The sequence below is a fragment of the Priestia aryabhattai B8W22 genome (assembly GCF_000956595.1).
In the GTDB taxonomy this organism is placed as follows: domain Bacteria; phylum Bacillota; class Bacilli; order Bacillales; family Bacillaceae_H; genus Priestia; species Priestia aryabhattai.
In genome coordinates this window covers 1-22,846 of the sequence record NZ_JYOO01000035.1, presented here as the reverse complement: position 1 = coordinate 22,846, position 22,846 = coordinate 1, and the positions used below count along the sequence as shown (strand labels likewise).

Annotated in this window: 25 protein-coding genes; 4 read left to right on the top strand and 21 right to left on the bottom strand. The window is 36.0% G+C overall.

The features are described 5' to 3' along the window. Positions 1 to 354 precede the first annotated feature (354 nt). Positions 355 to 819 carry a MarR family winged helix-turn-helix transcriptional regulator gene (locus tag N178_RS21385; RefSeq protein ID WP_045294759.1) on the top strand — a complete coding sequence of 155 codons (465 nt, stop codon included), beginning with the start codon at positions 355 to 357 and terminating at the stop codon, positions 817 to 819. 28 nt (positions 820 to 847) lie between these two features. On the opposite strand, the gene N178_RS21380 is transcribed toward N178_RS21385, so the two are convergent. Beyond that, the gene (locus N178_RS21380; RefSeq protein WP_045294758.1) at positions 848 to 2,359 is read right to left on the bottom strand and encodes a class I adenylate-forming enzyme family protein; all 1,512 of its coding nucleotides are present in this window, start codon (positions 2,357 to 2,359) and stop codon (positions 848 to 850) included. 411 nt (positions 2,360 to 2,770) lie between these two features. Between N178_RS21380 and N178_RS21375 the strand changes: the two genes are divergently transcribed. Beyond that, on the top strand, positions 2,771 to 3,415 hold the full coding sequence (locus tag N178_RS21375; RefSeq protein ID WP_045294756.1) for an SDR family oxidoreductase: 645 nt from the start codon (positions 2,771 to 2,773) through the stop codon (positions 3,413 to 3,415). A gap of 46 nt (positions 3,416 to 3,461) precedes the next feature. Here N178_RS21375 and N178_RS21370 read toward each other — a convergent pair whose 3' ends face one another. The 15 genes from N178_RS21370 to N178_RS21305 all read right to left on the bottom strand — a co-directional run bounded on the left by N178_RS21370 (position 3,462) and on the right by N178_RS21305 (position 15,159). Beyond that, on the bottom strand, positions 3,462 to 4,082 hold the full coding sequence (locus N178_RS21370; RefSeq protein WP_045294754.1) for an NUDIX hydrolase: 621 nt from the start codon (positions 4,080 to 4,082) through the stop codon (positions 3,462 to 3,464). 163 nt (positions 4,083 to 4,245) lie between these two features. Further along, positions 4,246 to 4,521, bottom strand: a complete 276-nt coding sequence (locus N178_RS21365) for a hypothetical protein (RefSeq protein ID WP_014459988.1) — start codon at positions 4,519 to 4,521, stop codon at positions 4,246 to 4,248. Positions 4,522 to 4,710: 189 nt separating this feature from the next. Continuing rightward, on the bottom strand, positions 4,711 to 5,136 hold the full coding sequence (gene fabZ, locus N178_RS21360; protein WP_045294751.1) for a 3-hydroxyacyl-ACP dehydratase FabZ: 426 nt from the start codon (positions 5,134 to 5,136) through the stop codon (positions 4,711 to 4,713). An 18-nt stretch (positions 5,137 to 5,154) separates the two neighbouring features. Further along, complete coding sequence (locus tag N178_RS21355; RefSeq protein WP_045294750.1) at positions 5,155 to 5,970, bottom strand: cobalamin-binding protein; 816 nt, start codon at positions 5,968 to 5,970, stop codon at positions 5,155 to 5,157. A 390-nt stretch (positions 5,971 to 6,360) separates the two neighbouring features. Continuing rightward, complete coding sequence (locus N178_RS21350; RefSeq protein WP_045294748.1) at positions 6,361 to 6,546, bottom strand: hypothetical protein; 186 nt, start codon at positions 6,544 to 6,546, stop codon at positions 6,361 to 6,363. A gap of 133 nt (positions 6,547 to 6,679) precedes the next feature. After that, positions 6,680 to 6,895: a DUF378 domain-containing protein gene (locus N178_RS21345; RefSeq protein WP_045294746.1), complete on the bottom strand. Its 216-nt coding sequence runs from the start codon at positions 6,893 to 6,895 to the stop codon at positions 6,680 to 6,682. 133 nt (positions 6,896 to 7,028) lie between these two features. Next, positions 7,029 to 7,502 carry a DinB family protein gene (locus tag N178_RS21340; RefSeq protein WP_045294744.1) on the bottom strand — a complete coding sequence of 158 codons (474 nt, stop codon included), beginning with the start codon at positions 7,500 to 7,502 and terminating at the stop codon, positions 7,029 to 7,031. 432 nt (positions 7,503 to 7,934) lie between these two features. Beyond that, on the bottom strand, positions 7,935 to 8,750 hold the full coding sequence (locus N178_RS21335; protein ID WP_045294741.1) for a protein-glutamine gamma-glutamyltransferase: 816 nt from the start codon (positions 8,748 to 8,750) through the stop codon (positions 7,935 to 7,937). Positions 8,751 to 8,878: 128 nt separating this feature from the next. Then, the gene (locus N178_RS21330; RefSeq protein ID WP_045294739.1) at positions 8,879 to 9,208 is read right to left on the bottom strand and encodes a hypothetical protein; all 330 of its coding nucleotides are present in this window, start codon (positions 9,206 to 9,208) and stop codon (positions 8,879 to 8,881) included. Between the two features lie 51 nt (positions 9,209 to 9,259). Further along, positions 9,260 to 9,448, bottom strand: coding sequence for a hypothetical protein (locus tag N178_RS26650; protein WP_141541139.1), 189 nt, complete (start codon positions 9,446 to 9,448; stop codon positions 9,260 to 9,262). A 59-nt stretch (positions 9,449 to 9,507) separates the two neighbouring features. Next, positions 9,508 to 10,401, bottom strand: a complete 894-nt coding sequence (locus N178_RS21325) for a hypothetical protein (protein WP_045294737.1) — start codon at positions 10,399 to 10,401, stop codon at positions 9,508 to 9,510. Positions 10,402 to 10,868: 467 nt separating this feature from the next. After that, positions 10,869 to 11,315: an FtsX-like permease family protein gene (locus tag N178_RS21320; RefSeq protein ID WP_045294735.1), complete on the bottom strand. Its 447-nt coding sequence runs from the start codon at positions 11,313 to 11,315 to the stop codon at positions 10,869 to 10,871. 15 nt (positions 11,316 to 11,330) lie between these two features. Next, positions 11,331 to 12,515 carry a hypothetical protein gene (locus N178_RS21315; protein WP_045294734.1) on the bottom strand — a complete coding sequence of 395 codons (1,185 nt, stop codon included), beginning with the start codon at positions 12,513 to 12,515 and terminating at the stop codon, positions 11,331 to 11,333. A 552-nt stretch (positions 12,516 to 13,067) separates the two neighbouring features. Then, the gene (locus N178_RS21310) at positions 13,068 to 13,628 is read right to left on the bottom strand and encodes a nitroreductase family protein (RefSeq protein WP_045294732.1); all 561 of its coding nucleotides are present in this window, start codon (positions 13,626 to 13,628) and stop codon (positions 13,068 to 13,070) included. A gap of 238 nt (positions 13,629 to 13,866) precedes the next feature. Further along, positions 13,867 to 15,159, bottom strand: a complete 1,293-nt coding sequence (locus N178_RS21305) for a Glu/Leu/Phe/Val family dehydrogenase (RefSeq protein ID WP_045294730.1) — start codon at positions 15,157 to 15,159, stop codon at positions 13,867 to 13,869. 199 nt (positions 15,160 to 15,358) lie between these two features. Between N178_RS21305 and N178_RS27235 the strand changes: the two genes are divergently transcribed. Continuing rightward, the gene (locus N178_RS27235) at positions 15,359 to 15,514 is read left to right on the top strand and encodes a hypothetical protein (protein WP_169746696.1); all 156 of its coding nucleotides are present in this window, start codon (positions 15,359 to 15,361) and stop codon (positions 15,512 to 15,514) included. Positions 15,515 to 15,523: 9 nt separating this feature from the next. On the opposite strand, the gene N178_RS21300 is transcribed toward N178_RS27235, so the two are convergent. From N178_RS21300 to pdxR, 5 genes are all read right to left on the bottom strand, one after another. Further along, complete coding sequence (locus N178_RS21300; protein ID WP_045294728.1) at positions 15,524 to 17,458, bottom strand: alkyl/aryl-sulfatase; 1,935 nt, start codon at positions 17,456 to 17,458, stop codon at positions 15,524 to 15,526. A gap of 395 nt (positions 17,459 to 17,853) precedes the next feature. After that, positions 17,854 to 18,054, bottom strand: a complete 201-nt coding sequence (locus tag N178_RS21295) for a ChaB family protein (protein ID WP_045294726.1) — start codon at positions 18,052 to 18,054, stop codon at positions 17,854 to 17,856. Between the two features lie 64 nt (positions 18,055 to 18,118). After that, entirely contained in the window at positions 18,119 to 18,964 is an 846-nt protein-coding gene (locus tag N178_RS21290) for a DUF2971 domain-containing protein (RefSeq protein WP_045294724.1), read from the bottom strand. 138 nt (positions 18,965 to 19,102) lie between these two features. Further along, positions 19,103 to 19,735: a hypothetical protein gene (locus N178_RS21285; protein WP_045294722.1), complete on the bottom strand. Its 633-nt coding sequence runs from the start codon at positions 19,733 to 19,735 to the stop codon at positions 19,103 to 19,105. A gap of 516 nt (positions 19,736 to 20,251) precedes the next feature. Beyond that, positions 20,252 to 21,685 (bottom strand): MocR-like pyridoxine biosynthesis transcription factor PdxR, encoded by a 1,434-nt coding sequence (gene pdxR / locus N178_RS21280; protein ID WP_045294720.1) that lies wholly within the window; start codon positions 21,683 to 21,685, stop codon positions 20,252 to 20,254. A gap of 136 nt (positions 21,686 to 21,821) precedes the next feature. Here pdxR and N178_RS21275 point away from each other — a divergent pair, with 136 nt between their 5' ends. Then, positions 21,822 to 22,724 carry a DMT family transporter gene (locus N178_RS21275; protein WP_045294718.1) on the top strand — a complete coding sequence of 301 codons (903 nt, stop codon included), beginning with the start codon at positions 21,822 to 21,824 and terminating at the stop codon, positions 22,722 to 22,724. Positions 22,725 to 22,846: the final 122 nt, after the last annotated feature.

Genomic DNA, 22,846 nt, shown 5'->3' with positions numbered 1-22,846 from the left:
CAATATGTTTTTTCTATAAAAATATGTATACATTCATTTTATACAAACACCGTCTAAAAGACGATACGTCAAAGTGAATAATCACCATTTTTTTATATTTTTTTCTTTGTTCAACACATGAGATAAAGCGGATTGATGTTCATAGACCCCATTTTCCAGAAAACATATGTTGTATACGTTTCCTAATATTACTATTCTTATATATAATAGCACGAAAACAAGGATTTTTTAACGAATTATGGTAATTATTTTTAAATTTTTCTGACAATTTTCGCGGTGTTGTTCATTTTTCTATGGGCATTATACATGGTATAATGGTAAAAATGGAATTTGTTTTATGAGGAGGATTTACGCTTGACTGAACGTTATAGCAAAGAAGAGATTAGTCATCAGCTAGAAAGTATAGATCATGTAAAAGAAGCTCTTTTAAAATATAAAAACACCGTAATTGGTGAGAAATATGATTTGCTTCCCTACCATTTAACTTCAACAAAAGAGGCAATCTTAAAGACTATTCACGATAAAAAAAGCTGTATTGTTAGCGATATCACAAAAGTACTTGGGCTCTCACCCGGTGCTATCACCATTGTATTAAATCAATTAGAAGATGATGAGCTTGTGAATCGTATTTATAAAAAGCAAAACCGCCGAAGCGTGTGGGTAGAGTTGACAGAAAAAGGCGAAAAAGTTGTCGAAATATTGCAAGCTACTCGTGTCGATTTTTGGTCAGATTTACTTTCACACTTATCAGAAGAAGAAAGAGATCAATACTTTCACATTATGAAAAAAATATCTCAAAAATTACAGCAAGAAACATAAAAAAGCGGCTATATAAGCCGCTTTTTTATTACGCATGTGCTAACGCTTGTTTTTTCACTTCGTTTTTCAACACTTTTCCTACGCTGTTTTTAGGAAGTGAAGAAACAAATACAACCGTTGGCACTTTATATGGCGCTAATCGTTCTTTACAGAAGTTCACTACATCTTCTTCCGTTAAAGTTGATGCTTCTTGTTTAACAACAAATGCATATGGAACTTCACCGTACACGTCATCAGGCATGCCGACAACCGTTGCTTCTAACACACAATCTGCTGCTAAGACAACTTCTTCTACTTGATCTGGGTAGATATTGTCTCCTCCATATACAATAACGTCTTTATAGCGTCCTTCGATATAAAGAAATCCGTCTTCATCTAGTCGACCTGCATCCCCCATCGCTAACCAGCCATCTTGCAAGACAGCGTTTGTTGCTTCTTCATTTTGCCAGTAGCCTTTAAACAGATAAGGGCTTCTTACAAGCACTTCACCTTTTTCTCCAGTTGGTACTTCTTGACGTGTCTCTGGGTCCACAATCTTAACTTCTACATGCGGAGCAGGTTTTCCAGCTGAGCTTACTTTCTTCCATCCCATTTGAGGATGCCATGAACTGATAATCCATGCTTCTGTACTTCCGTACCCTTGAGCTAAAATCATGCCGTTACGATCATATTGTTCAATTAAAGACTCTGATACTTTTGTTCCCCCTGACACAGCAAGTTTTAGAGGGAAATCATAGTGATCTCCTTTTTCAAGCTCTTCTACGATGTATTTTAATGCCGGTGGTAGTGCAAACAGCATTTTAATGTTTTCTTTTTCAATTACCTCAATTACTTTAGCTGGATCTGTTTCTTCAGAACATACCATTGTGTTTCCTGTGTTAATGCACATAAATAAAATGCTCATCGAACTCATGTGGAAGAATGGATGAACAAATAAATAGCGCATGCTTTTATCAATATTTGCACGTTCTTCCTGTCCGCCAGAGTTTAAAAAGGCACTTACCGATCCGTGTGCAATCATACATCCTTTTGATTTGCCTGTTGTACCTGATGTGAACATCATTAATGCTAGATCTTCAGGAAGTACTTCAGGAAGGGCTTCTGGTGTAGTTGTATTGTACGCTGAGAATTGAGTTGTAAATTCTTTTGCATCCTCAATTTTTAACGTAAAGCTAAGTCCATCCGTTTGTTCCGCTTTTTCTAATACAGACGTAAATTCATTGTGGTGGATAATCGCTTTTAACTGTCCGCTCGTAATAATGCTATCAAGCTCATAAGGTGTCATACTCTTACTTAATGGAACAACGACTGCTCCTACTTGCAAAATCCCCATTGTAACGACTGGGTAAGCAATGCTTGTATGAGCTAAAATGCCAATACGATCTCCTTTTTGAATGCCTTTCTCTAAGAAGTAATGAGACAATTGATTTACTTTTTCATGAAATTCATTAAATGTATAACGTTCATTATGTTCAACTAGTGCTTCATGTTGAGGAGAAATCTCTGCACGTTCTGCGACTAAGTATTGTAATGTGTTCATTTTATCCTCTCCTTTGTCCGCTCGGACTAAATATTTCGTTCATGAATATTTTAATGACTAAAACATAATAACAAAAAAATTTTCCGAAGTAAAAGTTTAAAATTATCAAAATGTGTTTACATAGGTTGTATCGGGAAATGTTAAAAGAGATGCTGTTTTTAAGAAGTGTTGTATTACCAAGGGTTTGAGAAAATTTTACAAAATTTAAATAGTTCAGACACTGGGTTTAACGAACTATTTTTTTCCTTTTTTTGTTTGTAAATTAGTTTTTATTTCTTGTTTTTCATTTTTTTAATATATTTTCTTAATTTCCCCTTATTGACCTGATTTTGAGCTCATTTATTGAATGAAAACAGTGAATATGAAACAATAATATATAAGCATTTGGATTTGAAAGGAGCAAATTTAGACATGAAAGTTCTTGTAATTGGTGCGAATGGTCAAGTAGGCCAACATATTGTAAACATTTTGAATGAAAGTGATGTGCACACTGTACGTGCGATGGTTCGTAAAGAAGAACAAGCAAAAGAGCTTGAAGCAAGAGGGATCGAAACAGCTTTTGCAAGCTTGGAAGGCACTGTGCATGAAATTAAGGAAGTCATGAAAGGCTGTGACGCCGTTATCTTTAGCGCAGGATCAGGCGGAAGCACAGGTCATGATAAGACACTTTTAATTGATTTAGATGGTGCAGTAAAAGCGATGGAAGCTGCAGAAGATTTAGGCATTAAACGATTTGTAATGGTAAGCGCCCTTCAAGCACATCACCGTGAAAACTGGAATACATCACTAATCCCTTACTACGTAGCCAAACATTATGCAGATAAAATCTTAGAAGCAAGCGGATTAACATATACAATTGTTCGCCCAGGCGGATTGTTAAACGAACCAGGAACAGGACGTGTAGATGCTGGGGAGAACAAAGAGCGCGGATCAATTCCTCGTGAAGATGTAGCGCGTGTTGTAGTGGAAACGTTAAGCGAAGATCATACATTCGGACGTTCTTTTGATTTAGTTTCAGGTGATACGCCTATCACAGAAGCTATTCAATCTATTTAATATAAAAAAAGCAGCGAATGCGTATTCGCTGCTTTTTATTTGTCATTTATTTGTCATTTAATACATGTACCAAATGATAAATCACTTTTGCTGTCAGTCCCCATATGACTCGATCTTCATAGTAATAAAAATGTTCTTCCATCTCTCTTGTTTGCCAATTATAATTTTCACCACCAATAATCGCGTCATAAGGAAAATTATGTTCGGGTTCTACTCTGAAATGAATATTGTGTATATCAGGTTCGGTACGCTGAAAAAAAGAAAGAGGCACGGTAAATACTTCTGCTACTTCCGAAGGATTCGGTCGAAGTTCAAGCGACTCATCAATGAAACCTACATAAGGATAAATGATTGTTCCGAATTGAGAAACAATATAATCTAAAGCTTGTACTTGCTGAATAGATTGGGGCGTAATCCCTAACTCTTCAGAGGTTTCGCGGATAGCTGTTTCTTTTTCATCTGCATCCGTCTTTTCAACACGCCCTCCTGGAAAACAAATTTCTCCGGGCTGTCTACGTAAATCGAGCGCTCTTACTTCAAATAAAACATGTAGTTCCCCTTGTTTTTCAATAAGCGGAACAAGAATGCCGAATCGGGAGAATTGCTCCATCCCGAGGATTGTCGGCATCCGATTTTCTAACTTAGCTATAATGCGGGATGCATCCATACGTCCACTTCCTTTCACAAAATGAATTATCAAAAGAATAGCGAGTTATAAGCTGCGATGTCAACTAACCTGCAAAAGAAAGCTGTTATCTTTATTATATGAAGAGATGTATCGAATTGACACTACAATTGATAAAAATATAAATAAAAACAGATAGCATCGGCTACCTGTCTTTTTGTCTTGTTTTTAACAAACCATAAATAAGTAAAAAGAATGCCACCACACTGATAAGCAATCCTCCTACTTGCTTATCAGTGAGTCCAAAACGAAGCTGAAGCCAAAAGATAACCAAGCAAATCAAAATGACGCTGGTAGCTAAATAAAAGTAAATGCTGTAGAAAAACGGATTTGTTCTTTTCCGTTTGTAGACAAGTAGTGAGATGCCTATATACGTACCTAAAAGTGTGAGTAATACAACAACTTCCGTTAATGTTCTCACTGCATTCTCCCCTCTCCCTTTTTTTCTTCTATACCCCTTTTCTTCTTTTATCAAAAGGTAAAAAGGTATTCATAAAAAACCGCCCTTACGATATAAGGCGGTTTTCTCGATACGCTTTATCCTGAATTATTTGCTTTTTTTTACATTGATCGTTTTCATCTTCTAACTAACATCAGCTGCTTTTTCGTACTATACATCAAGAGCAAAGGTAATGACCGCTTCACAAGCTAACTCGCTGTCTACAAATGCTTTTCCTTTTCCTCTTACAATCTTTCCGCGCTGCTTGAGAACCTCAAATTCTAAGCGCAGTGTATCTCCTGGCCTTACTTGACGCTTAAAACGACATTCGTCTATCCCTGCTAAAAAAGCAAGTCTTCCTTTTTGTTGATCATTAGGAGCCATGGCAAATCCACCGAGCTGAGCAAGAGCTTCGACAATAAGTACTCCTGGCATTACCGCATAGTCCGGGAAGTGACCTTGAAAAAAAGGTTCATTTGCTGTTACTTGTTTGATTCCTACCGCAAGCTTTCCTTCTTCTTGTTCTAAGATGCGATCAACAAGTAAAAAAGGATAGCGGTGTTGAATGGTATGTTTTATTTGTTCAATATCTTTCATATGTATCGCTCCTTTTTCTTATAATAAGGGTAATAAGGGGTCCTTACCGTCAAATGCAGGAAACATATCTGGATGAAGAAGCGGCGCAAGTTTTTTTAATCCTAACAGCAATCGAGGTGAAGGACGGCAATACAGCCATTCTTCTAGTACGTATACACGATGTTCTTTTATGGCAGACATGTCAGACCAGTTCGGTCTCTTGTGTAAAATCGTTGGATTCACTTTGTTTGTCTGTACACCTACCCAAGCCAGACACACATGATGTGGATTTCGTTTGAGCACTTCTTCCCAATCACTCTGTACATTTGCTTCTTTGTGATCAGCAAATATATTTTCTCCTCCCGCTAACTCACTAATTTCAGTCAGCCAGTTTGCTTTGCCAGGAGTAAAGACAGGCTTTGGCCACCATTCCCAGTATACAGTGGCTTTTTCGTCAATTTGACGTGCAGTACCTTTATATGTAGAAAGAAACTGATCATAACGCTCTAACAGTTCAGCTGCTTTTGTTTCGATGTCTAATCGCTGGCCTAAGTCCTGTAGATTTTGACGAATATCTTCTAATGAATTAGGATTATATACGATATAAGGAAGCTTTCGTTTTTTAAGTTCTTCAATATTTCGTTCCATTCCAGGAACGCTTAGTGAAGCTAGGACTAAATCTGGCTTAGCTGCTTCCACGGCATCCATATTAATAGATAAATCGGGACCTAAACGCGGCAGATCTCCAATAGACTGCGGCCAATCGGAATAATCATCAATTGCTACGAGCAAATGTTCACATTTTAAATACGCTATTAATTCTGTATTGCTTGGACAAAGCGAAACAATTCGCATATTTCCCCTCCTGCATCCATTTCTTTTGTTCTATTATACAATAGATCTCCATATAAAAAGCAGAGACTTTCACTGAAGTCTCTGCTTTTTGTGCTCTTTCTTATCCACCCATCGCACGATAAAAGAAATAAAAGAAACCTAAACAGCCAAGTGAACTAATGCTTGTAGTTAAAATACCGATTGAAAGCAGCACCTGTCCGTATCTTTTTTGTTTGTATCGCAGCATATAATAAAAAGCTAAAAAGGTGCCAAGAAGTAAATAAATCGCCCATATGTAAGGAAGGTTCTTTAGCTGAAAGATGTAGCCTTGATTAAATAATAAACAGTAAATAAAAAAAGATTCACGATAAAAAAGATAGGAAGTACACTTCTCTTCATCTAGTACCCCTTCTATTCTTTATTTTCTGATATAGTTGCTTTGTTTTGATTTCTCAGTTCGTCCCGTATGTCACGTAAATATTGATTTCTCTCTTTCATTCGCTTTAACACTATAACCACGACAGCTATAATGCCAGCAATAGCTCCTATATAAAGAAGTCCAAACACTAAGATAGGTACTACACCCCAAATCTCCATCCCATTCCTCCTGCTTTTTAGCTATTACCTTATTTTACCGTATTTTGTAAAGATGTCACGTCTTTTGTTCATGAAAAAGGGAGTTTGAATATACATTCAAACTCCCTAAAGAGATAATAAAAAATAATATTTATTATAGCGCTTTACTTTTGACACCCGCTCCCGTTCCGAAAAACTTATCAAAAATTTGATAAAGAGCAGACAGGCCAACCAACCAATAAATCGTTGTTACTAACCAATCCCAAGAGCCAAATAGCTCTTCTACTACATTCACGCCTAATGCTACAGCTAACCAATTTAAACCGCCTAAAATCACAAGAAGAGTCGTTAAACCTGAAAGAAATTTCACGTTGTCACCTCCTTGCGAACTGCATTAGGAAAAGCAGCTCATGTTACATCTTATGCGCTGTATGGCTAAGTATATGCATAGGCGCTATGTAAAATAGTTATGAAGAATATGTGATTTATTCTTTTTTATTTCCTTATTCTGCTGCTGCAGCTTTCCCAATTTGCTTAATCGTTTCTACATGCATCGCTTCGTGGTAGAAGCTGAATAAAAACGTTTCGCCAACTGTTGTAAAGTTGATGCCCGCTTTATTTGTAAAAGGTGTGATTAACTGCTTATCAAACTGCCCCGGCATGAACTCTTTAATACGCTGTGCTTGGTCTTTCAACACATTCGCAATTTCTTCAAGAGAAGGAGCATCCTCCGTCCAATCGGCAGGTTTTGTTCCTGCCCCAAAAAAGCTTTCATAACTCTCTGGCGTTTGCATCGGTTCACCAGCTAAGCCAAACACAAGCTTTTCTTGAATAAAGGCAATGTGTCCAAGATTCCAGCGGATATTGTTATTGAATCCTTTTGGTGTGATGTCCGCTGCCTCTTCTGTTGTTTTTTCGAGGATACTAGTTGTAATGCCTCTTACAACGTCCATATGTTTTAAAATCATGTTTTCCATCGTCTAATCTCTCCTTACGTTGTCGTATTAGATAAACTATTCAATGTCTATTGTGCACAAATTAATCCTTAAATGCCACTCATAACATTTAAACCTTAAAATAAAAGAAAATTCAAAAGAAACATCCCCCTATATAAAAACTAGGGGGATGTTTTAAGCAGAAGACTTCAAATTTGAGACAGGTCCTTTGTTTGGCTTCGGTTTTAGCTGACCAAGCTTATTTTTCAGATAATCTTTTAATGCGCCGCGTTTTCTCTTGCGTCTTTTATCACGATTTTTAATGGGAATCTCCTCCTTTCTCTTTAGTTTTAAGACCTGTGTATTAAATGGATTCTTCTTTTATACATAAAATCCTTTTGAATTCTCAAATTTACCTTCATGTAATTCTTTCCTTTTTACATAAAAAGACCAAAGTATCAAAACTTTGATCAATCAAGCTACATACGTAATCGACCCAATAGTGGAAATAATAGCGCTGTTTCTATCGTACCAAACAACAGGTTCGTATCTAACTGCAAAATAACTGAGGTGAGCCGTGTGCAGCCTCACAATTTCATCTGACAGATAAGCTGATTGCTTTGCATCGTCTTTTCTCTTTAAATTTAACACTTCAATAATTCTTTCTCGCGTCGTGATTCCAATTCCATGACCAAAATATAGAGTTTCATCTAATACAATGGTGTTTTCACCTTTCCACTGGGGAGTATCAGTGTTATAATCAGGGTTTTTAAAATACGCACAGTCTCCGGGCAAGTAGTCAGATCCTTTATAACCATGGAGCTCCAGATCTTCATCGTATTGCCAATCGTGTAAGTAAAGATCAGCAAAAAGCCTGTTAAAGTTTGCTTTTCCAATATTATTTAATACAGCTTTGTAAAAGATGATGATAACAGCCGTCGCGCACTCAAACGCGTATTCGTGTCCGTTGTAAAAAATATCATCGATGGCCTGATGAGGAGAAACGGTAGGCAGTAGCTGAAACCCTCCGTTATCGGTTCGTTTCCAATACTTTTCGTTACACCTAGAACGTGCAAATGTAGCAAACTTAGCGCCGCTTTTGCGCAGCAATACAGACGATTCAATAATTTGTAATTTAACAGATACATCAAAATCAAGCTGGTCAAATGTAGCATACTCATACACTTCCCTATAGGCATCCATCTGTTTTAAAATGTCTGCTTTTTCTTTCGTTAACGAACTATTATTTAGATCACTTATTTTCACAATTTGTTGGTTAACTTTAATCATAGACGTTCTCTCCTTTACAGAAAATGATATCAATCACTTTCTCTAACAGGATATTGATAAAAATTTTTTTTGTGTATCTTCATTTAGTTAAAATCGTGAAGATTAGAAAAAACGATAAAAAAAGTAAGTTAACCGCTAATCTTTTCATTTGTTCCTTTTTGTCCTTTTGTAACCTTTTTAAATATAAAGCTAGCAACTAACAAGTACAGTGGTAACACAATAATGACGGCAATAACATTTAAAATCCAAGGTATTGTCCCCATAAAAACGTTTGAAGATGCTTTATCATACCAGCTCACAATAAGTATTAAAAAGACCCCACTGGATATAAAAGTACTTATATATCCCTTCTTATAGTTTGTACTTTTCACAGCAACCACAAAGCCAATTACCAATGAAATACATGCTGCAATTAAAACAAAAATTAAAAATAAGTTTGCTACCTTTTGAACGTCCATTACTTTCCTCTTTCTTACTTATAGAATTTTTACTCCAGAACCTTAAAACAATTAACGCCTTTTTCTAGATACAATTCCTACAGTATTTTGATTAGCCGCTTCATTTTGTTTTTGATTAAAAGTTACTTTTAAATTGTACATAAAAATCAACAAACCACACCCAACCATAACCCAGCGGATACTCCCTTGGAATCCAGAATTAAAAATGTTTGCTAAAGCTATTATGAGTCCTGTTGACATGTTAAGATAATTCTATTACACAATTATATAATTTTTGCATATCTATTTTTTCGTTGCTATTACAAGCTTTTATAACAACTAACGTAATCGTCGTGCAATATATTGATAACTTGCTGTAAGTTTCTTAAAAAGAGCATTACTTCAGAGTTATCCATATTACAGTGAAGTAAATGAAAAACATTATTCTTCCCAATAATTAATTCGTCTTCGGCCAGCATAATAGTCAAATCTCTAAATGCATACCAAGGATAATACAAGGAGACAAAAGGCTCTTTAAAGTAAATTCCGTCCTCCATAACAACTATTCCATTTTGTTTTTTAAAAGGAAGTGTAGATAAGAAGGCAATAATATTATCCTGGGACGATAAATGATAATGCTCCCGTAGTTTTTCGTCTGTATTCTTCGGAATATGTTCTTTTACCACTAAACCATTATTAATTTCGAATGCTTCTTCGTACTTTTCAAATAGGACACAAGTGTTTTTTATTTCATTTGTCTCTGTGTAAAAAGGAAGTAAATGTTCTTCAAAAAGTAATTCAACGGAATAGTTTTTTAAATAATCTCGTATAGAGACTAATAACTCTATAAATAGCGTAGCGGGGTAGTTAGTACCGCCACCTAACAGAAACGTCTTTTTATGATCAAAATAAACTTCTACATTTTTCTGTATAGTTATACTGTTCACTTCATCTAAATCTTCCCATGCTAACTTTTCCGCTTTTCCTCCTAAATTGCGCCACCTAATTCCGTAGTTAGTAAAATAAATTCCGTTTTTTCCAACTCCCAGTATTGTAGTATCTAGGTAAGCTATAACTTTCTCATCTGGAGATATTTTAAATCGCTTTTGTGATTTGGATAATATAGTATGAGGAATCTTTTCTACATAAAATTTATCTTGTTGATACTTGAAACATAACTCACTTAAGTGATTGTAACTCTTGTTTATGGACATAAAAAAACCCCATTCATTTTAAAAATAATAATTTTGTTCCCTATCCTTTCATATCTCCCTTTGCTACGCAACCAAAATATAAGTAGCAATGATTCCCACTACAATTAAACCGCTGCCATCAACTTTCTTCTCTTGTGCCTATATGTATAAAAACCCAAAATTATAAATAACTTACAAACATTTTATCAGAAAATGTAATTTGTGTAATTGTTGAAGGTCTCTAGTTCATAAGAAATGAGTTTTATCTTTAAAAATATAAAACCACTCCCTTTCCTAGAGTGCTAAAAAACACTTTTTTTTCGGTGTTTAAAAGACCAGTTTCCTAGTTTGTATAAGTATTTTGCTATGTCGATCTACTCCTACAATTTAAAAATCCTTATTTTGCTTTCTACCCATAAAAAAAGAGTCAGTAACTTGTTATGTTACTGACTCTTTTTAAAGGAAATTGTACTTAATTAATGTTTAAATTATTTATTATCGTTGGTAAGCTCAACTGAAAGTTTCTGAGACGAAATTTTGTTACCAACAAACCAGAATATAAACACACTGCCTACTAACATTGAAAGCGATACAGTAATAATTACTTTATAATCTATTACAAACTTTCCAGGATCAACTAGCAGTAATATAAAGGTTGTTAATAAGCCCATTAGTGTACCAATGATTAATCCGATAATAATATACAAATTCACTTGAGAAAGTATGACTTTACGAAGACTTTTTGGAGTAACGCCCATTGCACGTAAAACCGCAAATTCTTTTCGTTTAGAGTAAATATTATTTACTAAAGAGTTAAACACTCCTACCATTGTTGATACAACTAATGTAGCTATAACTAAGATAAAAATTCCCCAACGCTGATAAAACATTTTATCCGCTTCTTTAGCTGACTGTTCGTAATTACTAATTTTCATTACCCTTATAAAAAGCTAAATAAATATATCTTTAATCTTAAAAATGTATTCATCCGGTAATTTGTCAGCTCTCCTTGAAATCTCTGCTCTCTGGCTCTTTCTCCCTTTAATAACAACTGAATCTTTTTTTATATTTATGCTTCCGAAGCTATACGGGCACCAAAATAAATTAATATCATCTATTTTTATAGTTTTAACAACGTTGGAATTAAGGTCCGTAACACGCAGTTTAAATGGAGCATTTGTAAGATGAGATTTGGGCGCTGTATAAATGACCTCGGCTAAATACTTATCATTTTGTTTCGAGAAGTATGTGAGCTCAATGTCGGTTCCTTCTTCTTTTATTTTTCTAATAACAGATTCTATTTTATGCTCTTCTAAGTGATCAAACTTCGTAATGCTTCTTAATGCTGAAACTATACTACTAAACATCATATTTGATTTAGTTTCGTTGTCACTCGCCATATATTTTTTAGTATCTATTATCGAAAATGCATCTTTTATCCGGTGATTTGGAGCAAATTCTTGTTTTGCTTCCACTAGTGTGTCCGCTAAATGTATAAAGATGTGACTATAACCCGGCAGCATTACTTCTGCTTTCCTTAGCAGGTTGCTGAAAACTTCGGTGTAGATAAAAGAGTGGTTTGGTTCTGTTTCTTCGATAGGAGCAGAAATACTAATTGTTATTAATGGCTTTGTTAGCGGTTTTGGATTAGACAAAGATCTTTTCATTGAAAGGTCAGCTAGTTTTGCCCAGTTACTTTGAACTGTTTGCTTTTGCTTCTTGAAGTATGCCTTTAGTTCTTCGAGTGTACGTGGTGCATTTTTTATCGACTGTTGAAACTTTAATAGAAGTTTGTCTTCACTAAAGTCAAGTTCTGACTTTAGTTCTATAGTTTTAACCAACATAATAGCCTCTTCAACTCTATGTAGACCTGTTAAGAAATCCTCTACATTAAGAGTTTTGTTATTGATAAAATTTCCCGGCAACTCAATTTCGGCTATATCTTCATAGAGAACACGTAATTTGTACTTCTTCTTAGAGCTAGGATTATTTATAAAACGGATCAACATGCACTCAAATGTGCTTCCATGAAACTCTCCTATTAAATGTTCATTTAAAAAAGTATCTAATAATTGCAAAGAAAAGTTAGTTTCTTCTTTCGTCTTAAAATCCTTATACTCAATCAAAAATCTCATTGGAATCACCTTGGAGTATATAGTATATTTTTACTATACATTATATTTGAAAAAGCAGTCAACGCAAAGCATACAGCCAGTAAAGGGCAGGTTTATACAGGATCAAGCAAACACATTATACAGCTAGGCGTGAAGGTTATCTAGAAGGATTTTAAGAAGGTGAAAAAAGTTAGGAGAAGGACGGTAAGTTCATTTCTAGAGAGAGGTTATTCACCTGCACACATTGAGATAGAATTGAACTATGATTCCGTTCCATATATTAAGGAGTTATACTATAATGTTGAAGAAAAAAAGCAGAGGCTATGTTTAAATTACGACGACAGAGATACAGGCTAGTCACTCGGGAGAATAAGATGTTACGAGCTGCTTTATCGGTTCATAAGCATTATCTTTTCTACTATTCAATTTGAATCATACGTATGGATTTTATTGTAAAATAATCATTTGATATTCACTTTAAGTTTCCTTCTGCCACTTCTTAAAAACAATAAGAGGCAGCAGCTCAACTTATAAGCTGCTGCCTCTTATTTAGAGAAACACAGAAATAACCTTTTAACGATACCAAATCGTTTTATCTTGATATGGAATACGTTTTGATGAAGCTTCTTTATTAGGATGCCCTACGTAAATTAATCCTAAGAGCTTATCGCCGTCTTCTAGAGATAAAAAGTCATTCAGTTCTGTCTGATAGACAATTTCACCGGTTCTCCAAATTGTAGCCAAACTTTGTTCTTCCGCTACTAATAGCATATTTTGTATGCCTGCCGCTACGGCAGAGATTTCTTCAATTTCAGGCACTTTTCCTGAAGGACTGACTGCTACAGCAATAATGACAGGAGCACGAAGCGGGCCTTTTTTAGCTTTTGTTGTTTTTTTCAACGCTTCTTCTTCACTTAAGTGAGCCGTTTTTTGTTTCATAATACGTTCCATTTCGTCTCCTAAACGAACGCGTGAATCCCCTGTAATCACTCGAAATTTCCAAGGCTCTGTCTTTTTATGGTTAGGAGCCCACGTGCCGGCTTCTAACATAAGGTTAATAGCATCTTCTGATACGTCTTTGTCTTGCATAGCCCCAATCGTTCTTCTGGCTTTAATAATATCTAATACGCTCATGCTTTCTTTCTCCTTTTCTACATTCAATTTATTAGTATAGGTATGTATATATCTTATATATAGAATAATTGAAAATCATTCTCACTGTCAAATATTTTGCTATCATCCGAGTTGCGATAAATAAATATGCCAATTTTTTAAGCGTGTTTGTTTTTTTAGCAGGTTTTCTTTTAATTATTTGGCAGTTCAGGCAAATAAAAAACGATTTGGACTCTATATTCCAAATCGTTTTTTTATCTTATACCCAGCCGCGGAAACGAGAAGCTTCAGCCGATTTTTTGATTCCTGCCATGTAAGCGGCTAGTCTCATATCTACGTCATTTTCTTGAGAGATTTGATAGACCGTTTCAAATGAATCCACCATTACCTTGCGTAATTTGCAAGCTACTTCTTCTTCAGACCAGTAGTAGCCTTGATTATTTTGCACCCATTCGAAGTATGAAACCGTTACGCCTCCAGCACTTGCTAAAATATCTGGCACTAAAAGCACGCCTTTTTCATCTAAAATGCGGGTGGCTTCAAGTGTAGTCGGTCCGTTCGCTGCTTCTACTACAATAGAAGCCTTAATGCGATGAGCGTTACGAACCGTAATTTGATTCGAAATGGCTGCGGGTACTAAAATATCACATTCTTTTTCTAATAGTTCCTCGTTTGTGATCACATTGGTAAATAAATTCGTTACAGTACCAAAACTATCGCGTCGATCAAGCAGATAATCAATATCAAGACCAAGCGGATCATAAAGAGCTCCGTATGCATCTGAAATGCCAATTACTTTTGCTCCTGCATCATGCATGAACTTAGCAAGAAAACTGCCGGCATTTCCGAAGCCTTGAATAATAATCCGAGCTTCTTGCAAGTTAAGGTTTTTCTTTTTAACAGCTTCTTCTATACAAATGGTTACTCCTTTAGCCGTTGCAGTTTCGCGTCCTTGAGATCCTCCGAGTACGATAGGTTTTCCGGTAATAAAACCAGGAGAATCGAACTCACGCAGTCGGCTATATTCATCCATCATCCACGCCATGATTTGAGAATTTGTATAGACATCCGGTGCAGGAATATCTTTAGTAGGCCCAACTATTTGACTGATGGCTCTTACATAGCCGCGGCTGAGTCGTTCTAGCTCACCAAAAGACATGTTTCTTGGGTCACATACAATTCCGCCTTTACCGCCGCCGTACGGAAGGTCGACAATCCCGCATTTTAAACTCATCCAAATGGATAATGCCTTCACTTCTTCTTCATTTACTTCAGGATGAAAGCGTACGCCTCCTTTAGTAGGCCCGACAGCATCATTATGCTGAGAGCGGTAGCCGGTGAAGACTTTTACCGATCCGTTATCCATTTTAACCGGAATGCGAACCGTCATCATACGCAGCGGTTCTTTCAATAAATGGTATACTTCTTCACCATAGCCCAGCTTTTGAAGCGCTTCTTGAATAACCGTTTGAGTAGATAAAAATAAATTAAGTGATTCCTGTTCTTGCTGCTGTTCTTTTTTTAATTCACTAGCTGTTTTTGTAATGGACATTCTGTTCACCCCATATTTAATCATTGAATTTTCTCAACGATTTAACATGCAATTCCTGTGCCAATTTCCGCTGTTTTCCAACGCTTTTATATTATAAATAATCTGCATTAGCAAGCTTTATATTCCCTGCATAGGCTGATATTAGTATATACTTAAAGAAATAAGACAAACTATTTATACTGCAAAGGAGGAAAGTGCTATGTTACATGAAAGAAAAGAACAAGAACGAAGCAATCACTGTATAGAATGCTGTTCCATTTGCGGAGAAAGGCTAACATCTTTTCAAGAAAAAGAAATCTTCACATGCGACAGCTGCTTTGAACAAAAAGTCAACGATGTGCTTTCTGAGCTGTAATCAGGTACTCTATTTTTTAGAAACAGGTGTTACAATATTAAAGTTTGGATCGATAGAATCCTGACTAGACAAAAAGAAATCCCATTTTGATTTATCTCCTTGAACAAATATGACCGAGCTATAAGAGTGATCATTTGTAGTTGTGAGTCGATATAAGGTATCTTGCCACATCGTTACCGTCACTTCAGCTTTCTTTCGCGTATCTCCAAGATACCTAAAAATTCCATACTTAAGTTCTGTGAGAGCTACTTCATTACGATCTGGTATCACAAACAATATACGATAGTTGCATGCACCTGCCTTTAATCCATCTACGCGAATGCTAAATAGTTCTAAAATATTTTTTAAAGGAAGTGTATCCCATACTTCTTTTGTAATAATGTTGGCCGGCAGCGGTATATTACCTAAACGAAGTTCTTTTGCTCCTGTTAAATACTCATTTCGCCATGGACCAGATTCAGCTATATACCCTAATTGTTCAAGCGCGTCTGCACATAAAAGTTTTGCCTTTACATGGTGAGGATCAGCGTAAATAACTTGTTTGGTCACTTCAGCTACCCATTGATAGTCGCCTTGTTGAAAACAGCGCCGTGCTTTTTTGACAACGTTGTCCGCTCCGCCCATATACTCTACATATTTCTTAGCTGATTCTTCAGGAAACAATTTATTTAAATCTACAGGATTGCTGTTATACCAGCCCATATAGCGCTGATAAACCGCTTTTGCATTATGATTAACCGTTCCATAAAAGCCGTTTGTATACCACTCGCGAGATAGAGTTTCCGGTAGCTTCATCATTCGGCCGACGTGGTCGATGGTATAACCTTGATTCATCAGTCTTAATGTTTGATCATGAATATATTGATAAACATCTCGTTGATTTTCGATATAGGTAATACACGACTCGTTTCCGAACCTTGGCCAATTATGTACCCCAAATACAGTTGTTAGTTCTTGGCCAAATAAATCGATTGCTTGCTGCAAGTATCTTGCCCATGCTGCTGCGTCTCTTACTTTTGCTCCTCTGAGCGTATAGAGGTTGTGCTGAGTGGCCGTACAGTTTTCTGCAATACACAGAGACTTTTCACTAGGAATATAGATGTTCATTTCAGCAGGCGCCTCCGTCCCTGGCGTAAGCTGAAACTGAAATGAGAGGCCGTCAATTCTCTTACTTACATAAGGATGATGTTCGGAAGGACAAATTTCTTTTATTCCTTTAATAAGCGTGATTGTTCCAAATGAAATTTCTTTTCCGATGCCGTTGTCAATTAAGCCTTTTTCATCTCGTCGCAGTCGAATACCGTACATGTATTGACTTCTTCGTGTCATTGCTGTTGCCGCCGTGACGTTTTCATCGATAACCGCGTCCATAAACCCAGCAGGAGCATAAACTTTACTAGTTTTATTTTGTGTTGAGTCAGGTAATATCCCTAGAACTCCACCGTAATGGTCTATATGTGAATGTGAGAAGATAACGGCTCTAACAGGACGCTTCCCGCAGTGCTGGTTTACTAGTTTAAGCGCTTCTTCTGCCGTTTCTTTTGACGTCAAGCAATCAATAACAATCCATCCCATTTTTCCTTTAACAAATGTAATATTAGCCATATCAAAGCCTCTTACTTGAAAGATGTTTTCAGTTACTTGATATAGGCCGGCTTGTACATTTAATTTTCCTTGTTCCCACAGTTTAGGGTGAACGGTAGCAGGTGTAGATTGTTGAAATAAAAAAGCGTACTTTCTTAAATCCCATACAGGATACAGCTGATTTTTTTTGAAAATCAGAGGAAAAGGTACGCGTACAAGAGCTTGGCAATCCGCAAAATTTTGTTCTGATTTCACTTGTTCCCAGTCTATGTTTTTATAAGTCTCAGCATTAGTCGCTGCAGTCTTTTGAGTAGCATCTTTTCGGCGAATCGTTAACGCCTGTTCATAATCAAACAGCATAACCCCCTCCTTTTTATTACTTTATGCGTAAAAATAAGACGAAGTACAAAAAGGAAGGGAAAATAGAGTCAACAAAAAAAGAAGATGCGTGATAAGCGCATCTTCTTTTTTATATTGAATGTTATGTTTGAATAGTCGAGTATTCTGTCTTAATTAGACAGCCTAGCACTTAGTATAACGATTGTTTACCAATGTGCCTTTTGTAATCAAAACAAATCTTCCTTCCAAGGTGCTCAATACGTTTCTTGAAGTCGCTGTAAAACAATGCATGTGTACAGTCTCTCCTTTCCTGTATTGGCCTTACATAGAATGTATACCCCCGGAAAAATAGTTGAAACCTAATTGGGAGATTTTTTGAAAAATAATAACAAACTCTTTATAGTTAGGCTCTTTTATCACTCTTTTTTTACCCAGTTGTCATTATCCTCTTTTTTGTACTTTGTTTTCACCGCGTTCCAAGCAACTTTGTGAGCGGTAGCTTCTTCTTTGTATTCATCACTTGCTGAATTAAATGCTTCTTTATAAATTTCCTGAGCGTGATGAGGAAGATTATCTCTTACTCCATCCGGCAGTTCTTTTAATGAATTGTAAGGCATGATCGTATTCCTCCTTAAAACATCTTTTACTACTGATTTACCTGTTTTCAAATAGCATAAACATTTAATAAATATAGTCCCTATACAAGTCGGACTGAGTGACCTTTTTATAAGCGAGCCCGTGTTTTTTAGCAAGGGCTTTTACTTCATCTACACAGCTTTGAGCGCTTCTTGGTGATACGTAAATTTCATTGATAAGCTGATGTAAATTACATGTAAGGAGGTTGCCATGCTCGTGAGAAAACTCATACGATCTTTTTTCAAGGATATCCATTCGTTTTTGCCATTGATTTGCGGAAATACCTTGAATTTCGAATAGCTTTTGCAGCTTCCAAGCGTGTATACGACTTGCTACAATAATAAGCCTCAATTCATTTTCATGCTGATAGGATTTGCGCTTGTAAAATAATGTGTCATATACAGAATGACTGATCATTTCTTTTTGGAAGTCTATGTACTGCACTTTGCCAGAGAAGATTTTATAGCGTAAATCTTTAATACTGCACAATAAATTTTCATAGGTGGTTTTAATAGCTACGCCATCATGCCCCTTTAAATATAGATCCCACATTCCAGCGGCTTCATAATCATTGATATGCCAGGATGAAACAGCAGAAAATTCATGGATTTTTCTTATATAGGTTCTAGAGGTACGGTTATGACGTTCGCCTTTTTTTCTTAACTCTTCTATGTTCCACATTGAAGAGCATCCTTCAAGGGGGTCCGAAAATGCATCAGGTTTTGCGAAAAAAAGTGCATTGGTTTCTAGTAAATCTTGAAAATCAGACAGCGGCATAAATCGCCACACCGTCGGATTATTGTGCACCTTATAGCGTTCATCATAATCGTCATAGCTAGATTCGAATCTTTTGGCATATTCGTACGCTTTCTCTCTATAAGCTAAATCCATTGGTTTTCCTCCTCTGAATGCATATTCATACTTGAATTATAGCACTTAATTGTTGTAATTTTCAAAATTATCCATCTGTATTAAGAGAGTTCTATGATCAGAAAAAAAGACACGCCTCAACATCTACAGCGTGTCTTCTTATTTAATGAAATGAATGTTTTGCTTAACACTTACACTTTCAGGCTGATTTAATTCCAATAAATAAATTTCATCCGCTCGAAAATCAGTATTCTTCATTTCTTTTTTTAAGGTACGAATAAAAGCAGATGAACTTTTTCCGTAGGCTTCAAAATAATGAAACGTGTGTACAACAAATAAAATGGATGCGCCACTGTAATCTTTTTTGCTCTTTTTTTGGATGTTTTCTAGCACTTTTTCTATATACTCTTCCACAGAACCTTCCGTCTGGGTACGGGGTAGAGCAAAATTTCCTGAATTGACCCTCTGTGCATCTTCAAATTCCAGTTTCCCATCTTTGTAAGAAGTAATTTCAATTCGTTTTTCGGTACCATCCGGCTGAAGAATTAATCCGTCGTATCCTTGACTTCCAATAATAAGCTTCAATTTTGAATTTCTCGGACAATAAGAAGATTGGCTGAAGCAATAAAGCGGATAAAACTCTTCAAAAAACTTTTTGAAACGCCCTTTTTTAAGCCGGGCTAATTTTATATACTCTTTGTTTTGATGAATCATTTGCTGCGTGTGTTCAAAGTACTGCTTCATTTCTTCTTGCGTTCTGTACACATCAAGATCTTTAAATAATTCATCCATCTTTTTCACCTTCAATCCCACCAACTAAAAAAGTCTTCTTACTTAGTAGATACATATTCATAAATGTGTGTGACAATTTTCTTTTTTTTAGTAGATATAGCCTTTTTTTAAACAAAGCGTGCACACTTTTCATTTTTTTGCATATCCTGTTATTCGTGCGTTCAATCATGAGCGTACGTTTCAGCCTTTAGTTGTAAAAGATGAACTGTAAAGTTACAGCTGATGGCGGATGATATGCGTCTGATTATTTCATAAACTATAAAAAACAGGAAACTTAACAATAATTGAGGTGTTGGAAATGTTTGATAATGATTACGTAGTTAAAACCATTCACGACTTACATGTAAAACGTACAGAAAGTAAATTAAAAGTCTTCTTAACTTATTTTTGCCATAGAAAATAACACGTATTTATAGACGGTAATATATACTCAGTTGTTACTTGGAGTTTTTTATAAGAAGAAGAGTTTGATACAAATAAAAGGGAATAGTGGGTAATCCACTACTCCTTTTTTTACTATACTTGCAATTCCTGAATCAGTTCAGATAGAATTTTAATGCATCTATCGATATCTGGTAAAGAGGCATAGGCGTAAGAAAGCCGAAGGTAACTGCCGGTTTCTTGTGCATAGATACTTCCAGAATTAAGCAATATCCCTCTTTTTAAAGCACGAGAGTATAAAGATTTCATTGAAATAGAAGGTTGAATATGCACCCATATAAAAAAGCCTCCTTCAGGATTCGTCCATGTTGCTACATCTCCTGCGTATGTTTCCAAAGCATTCAGCATCACTTTTCTTCTCGTTCGCAAGTTGGTTCGTACAGTTTCCATATGCTGTTGATATAAGCCATTTTCAAACCATTCTGCTGCTACTCTTTGAGATAATGAGCTCGATCCATAATCTGTTTGCATTTTAATATCCGCCAAACGCTCAATGACTGGTTCTGGGCCGACTATCCATCCGATACGTAATCCCGGGCTTAATGTTTTAGAAAGACTGCTAACATATAACACGTGTCCATTTTTATCTAAAGCCTTTAATGGCAACGGAGGAGGTTCATTTAGCCATAATTCACGATATAAATCATCTTCAATAATAGGAAGCTGATGTTCCTCACACTCTTTCAACAAATCGTGACGCCTATTTTGTGACATTAATGTTCCCGTTGGGTTATGGAAACACGGATTTGTATATAAAATAGCTTGCCCTTCTTGAGGATCGGCGCGTTTTATAGCTGTTACTTTTATTCCTTCCTCATCCATAGCAAGACCTTTGAGTTTCATTCCGGCTGATTGAAATACATGTAAGGAGTATAGATAAGAAGGTTTTTCTAACAAAACGGAAGAGTTCTTTTGCAGCAGTCCAATTGAAATAAGCTGAAGAGCTTGAAGAGCGCCGGAAACAATTAAAATAGAATCTGGAGAAGATTCAATCCCTATTGTTTTCATATACGTACTTAACTCTTTTCGTAAAGGAAAATAACCCTTAGGTTCTTCGTATCCCAGAACCTCCATATTTTCTGCTACTTTTTCTACGGCGTATTTCATTTTGTTTTTAGGAAATATGTCAGGTGAAAGCTCTCCTTTGCTTAATTGAATAAGGTTTGAGTTAAATTCGGATTCATTAATATCTTGTACCATGGCTTGACTCGGCCGATGCATACCTGATTTCACATGAACATTCCAATTGGGCGGATTCGTAGCCAAAAGTGTCCACGTATTATTTACAACGATTGTTCCTTTTCCTATCTTACCTTCAATTAAACCGTCCGCTGTTAATTCCTCTAATGCCGTAATGACCGTACTTCGATTAACGTCGAACAAAGCTGCAAGCTTTCGCTGGCTGGGAATTTTACTTCCAATCGGCCATTCTCCACGGGCAATTTTCCCCTTCATAAAATCAATAATTTGCTTGTATTTTGGATAAATAGAACTGTTGTTTTGATTCATATGTCTACTCCTATTTTTAAAGTGGTTGGGTTAATTGCTTTTAAACTGGTTGAAGACATTTTATCAAATGTTTATTAATATAGGAACAACGATGGAAACTGGTTGGGTTCAAAATAAAAAATGGAGATGAATAAGCATGAAATTAACGTTTAGTTTTGTATTTTTACATATACTGATGATTAGCTTATGGGCTTCAGCATTTCCAGTTATTCAAATAGGATTGGAATCGTTTTCTCCTCAGCACCTCGCTTTTGTTCGATTAAGTATTGCTTCTGTAGTGCTGTTAGTTATTGCAATAGCCAAACGCATGCGATTGCCTGATATAAAAGATATTCCACTTCTTTTAGCGCTCGGTTTTTTAGGTTTTACCGTCTATCACACGGCATTAAACATTGGAGAAAAAACGGTAAGTGCGGGTATTGCGAGTTTACTGGTCTCGACGACTCCTATTTTTTCCGCGTTTTTAGCTATTTTCTTTTTTCATGAAGCGTTCGGAAAAAGAAAATGGATTGGATCTGCAGTAAGCTTTGCAGGTATTGCACTTTTAACTTTTAGCAAAGAGAATTTTGTACACTCGGTTAATGGAATCTTACTGATTCTACTAGCTGCCCTTGCAGAGAGCATCTATATGGTATGTCAAAAAAATTTATTAAAAAAGTATGGTTTTCTTTCTTTTGTAACGTACAGTATCTGGGGAGCTGCCATTTCTATGCTTGTTTTTTTACCAGGGTTAGAAATAGAGCTTGCGCATATCTCTGTCAGATCAGCGATAAGCGTGATATATTTAGGATTATTCCCAACCGTTATTCCGTATATGATACTCGCTTATCTAACATCGCGTATAGGTTCTGCTGAGGCTGCCATTTCTCTTTACTTAACTCCTGCGCTGTCCTTTTTTTTAGCGTGGCTGCTTTTAAAAGATATCCCGAGCGCAGCTTCCATTGTTGGAAGTATCATTACGTTAAGCGGCGTGTTGCTTACACATAGTAAAAGACGAGTAGCAGTAGTAAAAAAGCCAAGGTTCACAATACAAAGATAATGTGTATGGTTTAAGGAATTCTCTTAGATGCTATGTTTTTTATTTGTATATTTTATTTAGAACATACTTTAATTTCTTCTTTTTGCAGTTTGATTAATAATTAATAAAAAAACGCTCTTATT